Source organism: Streptomyces sp. NPDC016469 (genome assembly GCF_040632905.1).
GTDB lineage: Bacteria > Actinomycetota > Actinomycetes > Streptomycetales > Streptomycetaceae > Streptomyces.
On sequence record NZ_JBEYCQ010000001.1, the window covers coordinates 339,391 to 352,147 of the forward strand.

At 73.7% G+C, this 12,757-nt stretch carries 6 protein-coding genes and 1 pseudogene; 4 read left to right on the forward strand and 3 right to left on the reverse strand.

The window, feature by feature from the left end; genetic code table 11:
- Nucleotides 1–70: 70 nt before the first annotated feature.
- From pulA to ABZ565_RS01645, 4 genes are all read left to right on the forward strand, one after another.
- Nucleotides 71–5,395, forward strand: coding sequence for a pullulanase-type alpha-1,6-glucosidase (gene pulA, locus ABZ565_RS01630; RefSeq protein WP_361019039.1), 5,325 nt, complete (start codon nt 71–73; stop codon nt 5,393–5,395).
- Between the two features lie 95 nt (nt 5,396–5,490).
- Entirely contained in the window at nt 5,491–7,527 is a 2,037-nt protein-coding gene (locus ABZ565_RS01635; protein ID WP_361019042.1) for a regulator, read from the forward strand.
- Between the two features lie 103 nt (nt 7,528–7,630).
- The gene (locus ABZ565_RS01640; protein ID WP_361019045.1) at nt 7,631–7,981 is read left to right on the forward strand and encodes a 5-carboxymethyl-2-hydroxymuconate Delta-isomerase; all 351 of its coding nucleotides are present in this window, start codon (nt 7,631–7,633) and stop codon (nt 7,979–7,981) included.
- Nucleotides 7,982–8,075: 94 nt separating this feature from the next.
- Nucleotides 8,076–9,350, forward strand: a complete 1,275-nt coding sequence (locus ABZ565_RS01645; RefSeq protein WP_361019048.1) for a hypothetical protein — start codon at nt 8,076–8,078, stop codon at nt 9,348–9,350.
- Between the two features lie 37 nt (nt 9,351–9,387).
- Here the strand turns inward: ABZ565_RS01645 and ABZ565_RS01650 are convergent.
- The 3 genes and pseudogenes from ABZ565_RS01650 to ABZ565_RS01660 all read right to left on the reverse strand — a co-directional run bounded on the left by ABZ565_RS01650 (nt 9,388) and on the right by ABZ565_RS01660 (nt 12,694).
- Nucleotides 9,388–10,060, reverse strand: a pseudogene (locus ABZ565_RS01650) (TetR/AcrR family transcriptional regulator).
- A gap of 89 nt (nt 10,061–10,149) precedes the next feature.
- A complete protein-coding gene (locus tag ABZ565_RS01655) occupies nt 10,150–12,081 on the reverse strand; it encodes a hypothetical protein (RefSeq protein WP_361019051.1) in 1,932 nt (643 codons plus the stop codon).
- Between the two features lie 67 nt (nt 12,082–12,148).
- Nucleotides 12,149–12,694 carry a carboxymuconolactone decarboxylase family protein gene (locus ABZ565_RS01660; RefSeq protein WP_361019053.1) on the reverse strand — a complete coding sequence of 182 codons (546 nt, stop codon included), beginning with the start codon at nt 12,692–12,694 and terminating at the stop codon, nt 12,149–12,151.
- Between the last annotated feature and the right edge of the window lie 63 nt (nt 12,695–12,757).

Sequence of the window (12,757 nt, forward strand, 5' to 3'; positions counted from 1 at the left end):
CCGCCGGACGGGCCGTCCTCCAGCGGCCCGTCCGGCCCCGCACACCCCCGTACCCCTCCGAGGAGCCCGAGTGAAACGTCCGTACCCGCGCGTGCCCGCACGCAGAACGGCGACCGCCGTCGTCGCGGCCGCCCTGTGCGCGGCCCTGGTGCCCGCGCTGCCCGCCGCCGCGGCCCGGCCGCCCGCCGCGCCCTCGGACGCCAAGCTGGCCGCCCAGGCCACCCGGCACGACCTGACCCGCGAGCAGTTCTACTTCGTGATGCCCGACCGGTTCGCCAACGGGGACACCCGCAATGACCGGGGCGGGCTCACCGGTTCGCGCCTGGAGACCGGCTACGACCCCACCGACAAGGGGTTCTACCAGGGCGGCGACCTCAAGGGGCTCACCGACCGGCTCGACTACATCAAGGGGCTCGGCACCACCGCCATCTGGCTCGCCCCGATCTTCAGGAACCGGCCCGTCCAGGGCACCGGCAAGGACGCGTCGGCCGGCTACCACGGCTACTGGATCACCGACTTCACCCAGGTCGACCCGCACTTCGGCACCAACGCCGACCTGACGAAGCTGATCGACAGGGCCCACCGCAAGGGCATGAAGGTCTTCTTCGACGTCATCACCAACCACACCGCCGACACCGTCGACTACGCCGAGAAGACCTACGGCTACAAGTCCAAGGGCGCCTACCCCTACCTCGACCGCGACGGGCGCCCCTTCGACGACGCCGCCGGCATGGCGAAGGCGGACGCCGACTCCTTCCCGTACAAGCCGGTGAGCGGCGGCGGCAAGACGCCGTCCTGGCTCAACGACCCGACGATGTACCACAACCGGGGGGACTCCACCTACGCCGGCGAGTCCACCACGTACGGCGACTTCTCCGGCCTGGACGACCTGTGGACCGAGCGGCCCGAGGTCGTCTCCGGCATGGAGAAGATCTACGAGAAGTGGGTCCGGGACTTCGACATCGACGGGTTCCGGATCGACACCGTCAAACACGTCGACATGGACTTCTGGACCCAGTGGGCCACCGCGCTCGACGCCTACGCGGCGAAGCACGGGCGCGAGGACTTCTTCATGTTCGGCGAGGTCTACTCCTCGGACACCGCCGTCACCTCGCCGTACGTCACCCGGGGCCGGCTCGACGCCACGCTCGACTTCCCGTTCCAGGAGGCGGCCCGGCAGTACGCCTCGCAGGGCGCCCCGGCCTCGAAGCTCGCCGCCGTCTTCGGTGACGACTACCGGTACACCACCGACCGGGCCAACGCCTATGAGCAGGTGACCTTCCTCGGCAACCACGACATGGGCCGCATCGGGACCTTCCTGAAGCAGGACAACCCGAAGGCCGGTGACGCGGAGCTGGTGAAGCGCGCGGAGCTCGCCAACGAGCTGATGTTCCTCAGCCGGGGCAACCCCGTCGTCTACTACGGCGACGAGCAGGGCTTCACGGGCGCCGGCGGCGACAAGGACGCCCGCCAGACGATGTTCGCCTCGAAGACCGCCGACTACCTGGACGACGACGAGCTGGGCACCGACCGCACGCACGCCTCCGACGCGTACGACGAGAAGCACCCGCTCTACCGCTCCGTCGCCGCCCTCTCGAAGCTGACCCGGGACAACCCGGCGCTCCGCGACGGCGTCCAGACCGAGCGGTACGCCGAGGGCTCCGTGTACGCCTTCTCGCGTACGGACGCCAAGCGCGGTGACGAGTACGTGGTCGCCGTCAACAACGGCACCTCCGCGAAGACCGTCGAGCTGGCCACCGAGTCCGCCCGCATGGACTTCCGCACCCTGTACGGCGGTTCCGGCACGGTCCGCAGCGGCGCCGACAAGAAGATCACGGTCACCGTCCCGGCCCTGTCGAGCACCGTGCTCCGCGCCGCCGGGCCCCTCGCGCCCCCGGCCACCAAGCCCTCCGTCGCCCTGAAGGCCCCCGCCGCGGGCGCCACCGGCACCGTCGAGCTGACCGCCGACGTGGACGGCGGCTCGCTCAACCGGGTCGTCTTCGCCGCCCAGACCGGCAACGGGACGTGGACCACCCTCGGCACCGCCGACCACGCCCCGTACAAGGTCACCCAGACGCTGAGCGACAGGACCGCCGCCGGAACACCGCTGCGCTACAAGGCCGTCGTGGTGGACCGCACCGGCCGCACCGCGAGCGCCACCGGCACGTCCACCGCCGGACAGGCGCCCGCCCCCGCCAAGCCCGTCGCCGTCGAGCGGGACTACGCGGTCGTCCACTACAAGCGCGCCGACGGCGACTACGACGGCTGGGAGGTGAAGTCCGGCGGGACCACCGCCGCCTTCGCCGGGCGCGACGCCTACGGCGCGTTCGCGTGGATCAAGGTGCCCGAGGGCGCCGCCACCGTCCCGTACACCGTCGAGAAGTCCGGGACCGCCGACGGGCTCGAGCGCGCCGTGGACCTCGCGAAGACCGGTGAGGTGTGGATCGCCCAGGGCGAGGACGGCCAGGCCGGGACCGCGCCCGACGGGGCCTACCCGGCGCAGGACACCACCAAGGCCGTCCTGCACTACTACCGGGCCGACGGCGACTACGACGGCTGGGGGCTGCACACCTGGACCGGTGCCAAGGAGCCCACGGACTGGGCCAAGCCGCTCCAGCCCGTGAAGAAGGACGCCTCCGGGCTCACGTTCGAGGTCCCGCTCACCGACGGGGCCACCACCCTGAGCTACATCCTGCACCGGGGCGACGAGAAGGACCTCCCCAGCGACCAGGCCCTCGACCTCGCCACGTACGGCCACGAGGTCTGGATGCTCGGAGGGCAGGCGGGATACCTGCTCCCGCAGGCCGGCGGCGTGCCGGCGCCCGACCTCACCAAGGCCGAGGCGCAGTGGATCGACGCCGACACCGTCGTCTGGAAGGTGAAGGCCACCGAGGCCACCAGCCAGCAGCTCGTCTACGCGTCGCACGGCGGCATCACCGTCGAGGACGGCGCCCTCAGCGACGAGGGCCAGTGGCTGCGCCTCACCCCGTCCGCGCTGACCGACGCCCAGAAGGCGAAGTACCCGCACCTCAAGGACTACCCCGCCTTCACCGTCGACGCCCGGGACCGCGACCGCGTCCGCGAGGCCCTGCGCGGCCAGCTCATCGCCACCCAGCGCGCCGCCAACGGGGCCCTGCTCGCCGCCACCGGAGTGCAGAGCGCCGGAGTCCTTGACGACCTCTACGGCGCGAAGGCGAGCGGTGCCGACCTCGGCCCGGTCTTCCGCCACGGCACCCCCACCCTCTCGGTGTGGGCGCCCACCGCCCGTACCGTCGCGCTCGAACTCGACGGGAAGACCGTGCCCATGCGGCGCGACGACCGCACCGGCGTCTGGTCCGTCACCGGAAAGAAGAACTGGACCGGCAAGCCGTACCGGTACGTCGTGAACGTCTGGGCGCCGACCGTCCAGAAGCTCGTCACCAACAAGGTCACCGACCCCTACTCCACCGCCCTCACCACCGACTCGGCCCGCAGCCTCGTCGTGGACCTGGAGGACCGAAAGCTCGCCCCCAAGGGCTGGAACACCCTCCGTAAGCCCGCCGCCGTGCCGCTGCGCGACGCGCAGATCCAGGAGCTCCAGATCCGCGACTTCTCCATCGCGGACCCCACCTCCGAGCACCCCGGCGAGTACCTGGCCTTCACCGACACCCGCTCCGACGGGATGAAGCACCTCAAGCAGCTCGCCGACTCAGGCACCGGCTACGTGCATCTGCTGCCCGCCTTCGACATCGGCACCATCCCCGAGAAGAAGAAGGACCAGGCCAAGCCGGCCTGCGACCTGTCCGTCCACGCCCCCGACTCCGCCGAACAGCAGGCGTGCGTGGCGAAGGCCGCCGCGAAGGACGCCTTCAACTGGGGCTACGACCCGCTGCACTACACGGTCCCCGAGGGCAGCTACGCCTCCGACCCGGACGGGACGAAGCGCACGGTCGAGTTCCGGCGGATGGTCCAGGGCATCAACGGCGCCGGACTGCGGACGGTCATGGACGTCGTCTACAACCACACCGTCGCCTCCGGCCAGGACGACAAATCCGTCCTCGACCGGATCGTCCCCGGCTACTACCAGCGGCTCCTGGAGGACGGCACCGTCGCCACCTCCACCTGCTGCGCCAACACCGCCCCCGAGAACACCATGATGGGCAAGCTCGTCGTGGACTCGGTCGTCACCTGGGCCAAGGAGTACAAGGTCGACGGCTTCCGCTTCGACCTGATGGGCCACCACCCCAAGGCCAACATCCTGGCCGTCCGCAAGGCCCTCGACGCGCTGACCGTCGCCAAGGACGGCGTGGACGGCAAGAAGATCATCCTGTACGGGGAGGGCTGGAACTTCGGCGAGATCGCCGACGACGCCCGCTTCGTCCAGGCCACCCAGAAGAACATGGCCGGCACCGGCATCGCCACCTTCTCCGACCGGGCCCGCGACGCCGTACGCGGCGGCTCCCCGTTCGACGAGGACCCCGGCGTCCAGGGCTTCGCCACCGGTCTCTACACCGACCCCAACACCTCCACCGCCAACGGCACGCAGGCCGAGCAGAAGGCCCGCCTGCTGCACTACCAGGACCTGATCAAGGTCGGCCTCACCGGCAACCTCGCCGACTACACCTTCACCGACACCTCCGGGAACACCGTCAAGGGCTCCGGTGTCGACTACAACGGCGCCCCGGCCGGATACGCCGCCGCACCCGGTGACGCCCTCGCCTACGCCGACGCCCACGACAACGAGACCCTGTACGACGCGCTCGCGTTCAAGCTCCCGGCGGGCACCCCGGCCGCCGACCGGGCCCGCATGCAGGTCCTGGCCATGGCGACGGCGACCCTCTCGCAGGGCCCCGCGCTCTCCCAGGCCGGCACGGACCTGCTGCGCTCCAAGTCGCTGGACCGCAACTCCTTCGACAGCGGCGACTGGTTCAACGCCCTGCACTGGGACTGCCGGGCCGGCAACGGCTTCGGGCGCGGACTGCCGCCGGCCGCGGACAACGAGGCCAAGTGGCCCTACGCGAAGCCCCTGCTGACCGACGCCACGGTCACCCCGGGCTGCGCACAGATCAACGGCGCCTCGGCCGCGTACCGCGACCTGCTCACCATCCGCACCACGGAGAAGGACTTCGACCTGGCGTCCGCCGCGCAGGTGCAGTCCCGGCTCTCCTTCCCGCTGTCCGGTGAGGACGAGACCCCCGGCGTGATCACCATGCGCCTCGGCAAGCTCGTCGTCGTCTTCAACGCCGCGCCCGGCACCACCACCCAGAAGGTCGCCGCGCTGGCCGGACAGGACTACGCCCTGCACCCCGTCCAGACGAAGGGCGCGGATTCTACCGTCAAGAAGTCCTCGTACGAGCGGAGTTCGGGCAGCTTCACCGTTCCGGGGCGCACAGTGGCGGTGTTCACCCTGCGCTGACCGCCACGGGACTACCGTATGGGCAGCCGCCCGGGGGTGTCGCTCCACACACCCCCGGGCTCGCCTTTCACTCCACCTGTGCAGCGACGGTGACGATGGCCAGCAACCTCCCCGAGGAGACCACCAGCTTTGTCGGACGGACGGCCGAGCTCACCGGGCTCGAACACGCCCTCGCCACCGGCCGGCTGACCACCCTCACCGGCACCGGAGGCGTCGGCAAGACCCGGCTCGCCCTCCGCGCCGCCCGCCGCGCCGCACCCGGCTACCGCGACGGCGTCCGCTGGGCCGACCTCGCCCCGCTGCACGACGACGAACTCCTCCTCGCCACCGTCTCCGACGCGGTCGGCCTCAGCGACCACACGCTGCGCCCGCCCATCGACGTGCTGTGCGAATGGCTCGCCGACAAGCAGCTCCTGCTCGTCCTGGACTCCTGCGAGCACCTGCGCCCCGCCTGCGCCCACCTCCTGGGCGAGATCCTGACCACCTCGCCGGGACTCACCGTCCTCGCCACCAGCCGCCAGCCCCTGGACCTCCGGGGCGAACAGCTCGTGGAGGTCGACCCGCTGCCCGTGGACGGCGCCGCCGACGCGCTCGCCCTCTTCCGGGAACGGGCCACGGCCGCCGCCCCCGCCACCCCGTTCCGGGAACCCGGCACCGCCGAGGCAGCCGCCGACATCTGCCGCCGCCTCGACGGCATCCCGCTCGCCATCGAGCTCGCCGCCGCCGCGGTCGGCAGGCAGAGCGTCCAGGAGATCGCCCAGCGCCTCGGCTCCCGGCTCGACGTCTTCGCCGACCCCACGCTCCGACCGGTCCGCCACCGCACCCTGCGCACCACCATCGGCTGGTCCCACGAGCTGTGCACCCCGCTCGAACGGCTCCTGTGGGCCCGGCTCACCGTGCTGCGCGGCGACTTCGAGGAGGACACCGCCGTCACCGTCTGCACCGGCGGCCCGCTCACCGAGGACGGCGTGCGCACCGCCCTGCGCGGCCTGGCCGCCAAATCCGTCGTGACCCGCGAGGGCACCCGCCACCGCATGCTCGACACCCTGCGCGAGTACGGCCGGATGTGGCTCGCGGAGCTCGGCGAGGAACGGGCCGCCGCCGACCGGCACGCCGCCTGCTTCCTGAGCCTCGCCCGCAACGCCCACGCCGGCTGGACCGGCGACGACCAGATCCTCTGGTACCACCGCATCGCCGACGCGCACGCCGACCTGTGCGCCGCGCTCGACCACCTCCTCGCCCACGACCCCGCCGCCGCCCAGGAGATGGCCGGCCGCATCGGCTTCTTCTGGTGCTGCTGCGGCCACCTCCCGCAGACCCGGGGTTACGCCCAGCGCGCCCTGGACACCGGACCGGCCGGCGGCCCCCACCGCACCCGGGTGCTGTGGGTGCTCGGCATCTGCGTGCTGCTCCAGGGCGACTACCCGGCCGCCGAACGCATCGGCCGCGAGTGCGTCCGCGAGGCCGCCGCCGACGGCACCGACGAGGGCGTCCTCGCCGCCGCCTATCTGCGCGGACTCACCCACCTGATGACCGGTGAACCCGGGAAGGGCCTCCGCGAGGCGCAGCGGGTGCTGCGGACCACCGCGTCCGGCACCCGGCTCGAAGCCGCCTACCGGCTGCGCTGCCACCTCATCACCGTCTTCGCCCTCACCGGCCTGGGCCGGCTGGAGGAGGCCGCGTCGGCCGCCGTCGTGCTGCGGGCGGCCTGCGAAGCCCAGGACGAGTGCTGGACCCGGTCCTACGTGGACTACCAACTCGCCCTGATCGCCCTGCTCCAGGGCCGCGCCGCACCCGCCGCCGCGCACGCCCGGGCCATGCTCGCGGGCAAGCACCGGCTCCGCGACCGCTTCGGCATCGCGCTCGGCCTGGACATCCTGGCCGCCGCCATCGCCGCCCAGGGCGAGGGGGCCGGGGCGGCCAGGGTCTACGGCACCGGACAGGTCTACTGGCGCATGGTCGGCCACCCCCAGCGCGGCACCCCCGAGCTCGGCCCGGTCCGCGAGACCTGCGAGCGGCGCGCCCGGGAGGCGGTCGGCGACGCGGCGTACCGGCGAGCGTACGAACAGGGCCGGGCGGACAGCGCGGAGGCGGGCCTCGCGCTGGCGCTGCAAGGGGAGTTGCTGACGTAACGGCTCGCCCCACCGGTTCACATAGTGAATCGGTGTTGTGCGCCTTCGCCGGTACGGGGAAGGCTGGGCGGCGTCCGTCCCCCCGCCCGACCTGGAGACCGCCATGCCGCAGATCACCGTCGACTACTCCGCCGAGCTCGACGACGCCTTCGACCGCCCCGCCTTCGCCCTCGCGCTGCACCCGCTGGTCGCCGAGACCGTCGACACCAAGATCGCCGCCTGCAAGACCCGCTTCCGGCGGGCCGAGGAGACGGTGGTCGCGGACGCGGCGGGCGGCGACGCCCTCGTGCACGTGGACATCTCGCTGCAGCCCGGCCGCACCCCGGAGACCAAGGCCCGGCTGACCGAGTCCGTCCTGGAACTGCTGACCGCCCACCTCGGCTCGGTCAACGGCACGGCCCTGCGCCTTTCGGCCGAGGTCCGGGACCTCGACCCCTCCTACCGCAAGGTCTGACACGGCTACCGCAAGGTCTGACACGGCTCGGGTGCAACCCGGCGGGCGGGCCAGGGCACTTACCGGGTGAGACCGTCTCCGGAAGGAACCATCCGTGCTGAAGTCCAGCCGCCGTCGCTCACTGCTCCGCGCCGCCGTGGCCACGGCCGCCCTGGCCGCCGTCCTGTCCACCCCCCTGCCCGCCACCGCGCTGGACGGGCCCCGCCCCTCCGCACGCACCTGGACGGCCGAGGCGGCGCCGTACGCCGACGCCAACCTCGTCGACGTGGTGAGCATGGGGCGGGGGAGGACCTGGGCGGCCGGGTTCACCGTGCGCAAGGAGGGGAAGGTCACCCGCTTCCAGCCGGTCGTGGCCGAACGGTCCGCTCCCGGTGCGGCGTGGACACCGCTGGCGTCGGCCACCGCGGCGGCGGGCGAGGTCAGCAGCCGGGTCAACGCCGTGGACGCGAACGGCGCCCGCGATGTGTGGCTCGTGGGCGACGACGCCGCCGCCCTCGACGGGCGGGTCTACACGCAGCACTTCGACGGCACGCGCTGGCAGGTCGTGCCGGTGGACCTGGCGGAGAAGACGGAGGCCGGGTCCCTGGTGGCCGTCGACGCGCGTCCGGGAGGCGCCTGGGCCGCGGGCTTCGCGCAGATCGAGGTCTCCCGCACCTGGGACGCGGAGAAGGGCAGCTGGATCATCGAGTCCCGGACCGCCGGGATCGTCCGGCACTTCGACGGTACGGCCTGGCGCGACGTGCCGCTCCCCGGACTGCCCGGCGACTACTGGTACCTGAACGGCATCCAGGCGATCGCCGATGACGACGTCTGGGCGGCCGGTTACGACGGTGACAGAGGCAGCCCGCTCCTGATGCACTACGACGGCTCCTCCTGGCAGCGCGTCGACGCCCCCGGGGTCACGGACATCCCCGGCCATGCCGCGAAGCTGGCCGTCACCGAGGACGGCGAGGCGTGGGTGGTCGGCGAGGACTGGTCCCCCGAGGACGGGTCCACCCGGGCCCTGGTCGCCCGCCACGACGGCAAGGGCTGGCACAAGCTCGCGGTACCCGACGTGCCCGCGCGCCTCTTCGGCCTCACCGCACGGCCCGGAGGCGCCATAGCCGTCGTGGGCCAGACGCTCGGTGACCGGCGGGAGGCGCTGGCCTGGTCCTGGAGCCCACTGGACCCGGACGCCACCGGCGCGGCCGGGGGCCGCTGGAAGGACCTGGCCCTTCCGCAGCCCGCGGTGACGGACGCCTCGGTCCCCGTGGAGAACATGGCGAGTGGTGTGGTCGGCGGTCGGGCGGGGCTCACGGTGGTCGGCACGTCGACCGCCGTGGGCGCGGAGCCCCAGCCGTTCGTGTCCGTACGCTTCGACAGGCGCTGAAACCGGGGGGCGGCGTGCGGGCTTCCGCGCGCCGCGCCTACGGCAGCCGCTGCGCGGGCACCGCCGGCACGGCCGGCGCGAGGGCGGAGAGCCGCGTCAGCAGGTCCCCGAATCTCCTCGTCGTACGCCGCGCTCACGGCGGCCAGCGCGGCGAAGTCGTGCACGAGCTGCAACTCCAGCTCCGCCCTGGGCACCCGCCGCCCGTCCAGCCAGAGCAGCGCCGTCGACTCGGCGAGCGACACCCAGGACCGTACGACCAACTCCAGTCGGGCCGGGGGCTCCCCGACGTCCAGATGGGCCAGGATCTGTTCGCGGGCGGCCCGGCGCACCCCGTCGATCATGGCGTTCGCCGTGGACGAGCCCACCGCGGGACCGCCCCGCATCAGCGCGGCGAACCCGGGTCCGTGCTCGTCCACGAAGTCGAAGAACCGCCCCATCACCCGCAGCAGCCGGGCGCCGAGCGGCCCTTCGTGAGGCTCCAGGAACCTGGCCGCCAGCTCGTCGGCCGCCCGCCGCAACGCCGCCTCGTACAGGCTCTGTTTGCCCGGGAAGTAGTGGTAGACCAGGGGCCGCGAGATCCCGGCCGCCGCCGCTATCTCATCGATCGACACCTCGTCCGGCGACCGGTGGCTGAACAGCTCCAGCGCGACGCCGATCAGCTGCTGCCTGCGCTCCTCGACGCCCATCCTGCGCCGCACCCCGGTCGTCATGGCCCCAGCGTACCGACCGGTGGGTCCGGCGGGACCGCTGGTCCGCCGCGGCCGGAACGACCGCGTCCGCACCCGGAACCGCCCCGGGTTCAGTGCAGCGCGCCGACCCGGCTGCCGTCCTTGAGCCGGCCGTCGAGCCGGGGCCTGACCCCCTCGGCGGCGGGCACCGCGAGCAGCCGCCCCGGGGCGCTCCCCGTCACCCCGCCCGACGTGGACAGCGACGCGAACTGCTCGCTGCCCGCCGCCAGGACGTACCACCGCCCGCCCGGCGACTGCCACAGCACGCCCGCCAGCACCCTGGGCGACCGCGCCCCGCACTCCGGCGCGTCCTCCGCACGCGCCGCGACCGCGCCGGGCGCCGCCGGGAGGGCGGACGGGGCCTGGAACTGGGCGATGACCCTGCTCCCCGGCCCCCGCCAGGTCTCCGCCCGGGTGCACAGCCAGCGCGCCGTGCCACCGTCCTCGGGCAGCGCCTGCCGGGCGTAGGCCCAGGAGTTGACCGAGCGCACCCCGTGCGACCGGACCTCCCGCAGCAGACACGCGGTGCGCGCCCAGCTCTCCCGCTCGGCCCGCCCCGTGACGTCCTGCGGGCTGCCGGGGGCGCCCGAGGTGAGCCGGGCCGGGGCCAGCTCGCCCAGGTCCGTGACCAGCCGCACCGACGAGCCCCCGGTCAGCTCGACGGCCTTCCAGGACCGGCAGCCGGAGCCCGCCGCCGGGACGGCCAGCGGTCCGGTCACCCCGTCCGGGGAGCGGTCCAGTGGGCGCGGTGCCCGATCCGGCGCGCGCAGGTCCCGTACCCGGACGTCCCGCACCCAGGGCGCCGTCAGATACCGCACCGCGTCCCCGGTCCGGGTCACGACCAGCGCACCCGACGACGCCTCGTCCGCCCCGTCCACCCGGGCGAAGTCGAGCGCGGCGCCCAGCGCGGGGTCGGCGTTGCGCGGCTCGGCGTACCGCACGACGCGCAGCCCGTCGTGGAACAGCACCACCGCGGAGTCCCCCACCTCACCCGCGTACAGCAGCTGCGGGGCGCCCATCGGCGGGCCCGTGGGCGTGCCGGGTGTCGCCGAGGTCCGGACTCCGGCGCCCGGCCGGGCCCACACCCCGAGGGCCCGCCGCAGCAGCCGGGTGTCCTGGGTGCGGTCGCCGCGCGTGGGCCAGACGGTGAAGTCCGTACGCGCCGAGTGCCGCCAGTACGTCGCGGGCACCCGGCGCAACGCCCCCGGCTCCAGGGCCGTTTCGGACGCCGGATTGCGCGCGTACAGCGGGGCGGACAGCGACGCGTGCCCCCAGCCGTCGCCGGGCAGCCCGAGCAGCGCCCCGCACACCAGGAGCGCGGCGCCTGCCGCGAGCGCGGTGCGGGCCCGTCGGCGGCGGCCCGGCAGATCGGGCGGCCGGGCCTGGAGCGAGCAGGGGTCGAACTCCGGGGAGCCCAGCAGCGCGTGGCCGGCCCGCACCCCGTCCGCCTCGGTCAGGGCCGCGTGCGGATCGGCGACCCCGATGGCGGCCAGCTCCCGCCGGACCTCCCCGTCCGCGAGCCCCTCCAGGCCGCGCAGGACGAACGCGGCCCGGGCGGGGGCGGTGAGCGCGGCCAGCTCCCGTTCCAGGGCGAGTTCCCCGGCACCGCCCGGGTGCGGGAGCAGCCGCAGGCCCCAGGCCGACGGCAGGACGGGCGGCAACGCGGCGCGGCGCGGCCAGACCCTCAGGCGCCGGGCCCGCCCGGCCGCCAGCGCCCGGCGCAGCACCTGGCGCCGCACGTAGGTGTACGCGGGGTCGGCGTCGCCGGTGCGGGGGGCGCGGTGGGGGAGGGGGACGGCGGCGGCATCGGCGCGGTGGGCCGCCTGGAGGGAGCGCTGGGCGAGGGCGTGGGCGGCGAACACGCGACGGGCGCGGCCCGGCGAGGGAGGCAGCAGGAGGTAGCCGATCCGGACCAGCCGCGGGTAGTGCTCGACCAGCGCGGCCTCGGCCTGTTCCGCGTCGACCGGGGCGACGGCCAGCGGCAGCTCTGACGGTGGGGGCACATTCAGCTGAACGAGCGAATGGTGCGATGGTCACTCCGGGGCGCGTCCGCCGGGCGCCCGGGGAGGGTCAGGCGAACCGGGTCAGCGGCCCGTCCACGGGGGCGCCCGTCATCCGGTTGGCGAGCGTGGACAGGGTGTAGGCGGCGATGCCGAGGGTCACCTCCAGCGCGTTGCGCGCGGTGTAGCCGTGGGCGGTGAACGCCCGCAGCGTCTCGTCGTCGACCTCCCCGTTCGTGGCGAGGACGGCCAGGGTGAACCGCCGCATCGCCTCCAGGCGTTCGTCGGGGAGCGGGGTGCTCTCGCGCAGGGCCGCGACGAGGGCGGGGTCCGCTCCGAGGGCGGTGAGGATGCCGGTGTGCATCGCCACGCAGACGTGGCAGTCGTTCCTCGTCGCCATGGTCATGCTCAGGACCTCGCGGGAGAGCTTGTCCAGCGTGGTGGACTCGAAGAGAGCATTCATCTTCAGGAAGCCGCCCAGCACCTCGGGCGAGGTGGCCATCCTTCCGGCGGCGGCAGGCAGGAACCCCTGCTTCCGGGCGATGGCGGCCAGCCCGGGGCGGGTGGCGGCGGGGGCGGATTCGAGGGTGTGGTCGGGGAAGGCGGTCGCGGGCATGGTGGGACCTCTCGGCTAAACTCGACAACGTGATTGACGAAAACGTAAACCAGGTTGTCGAGT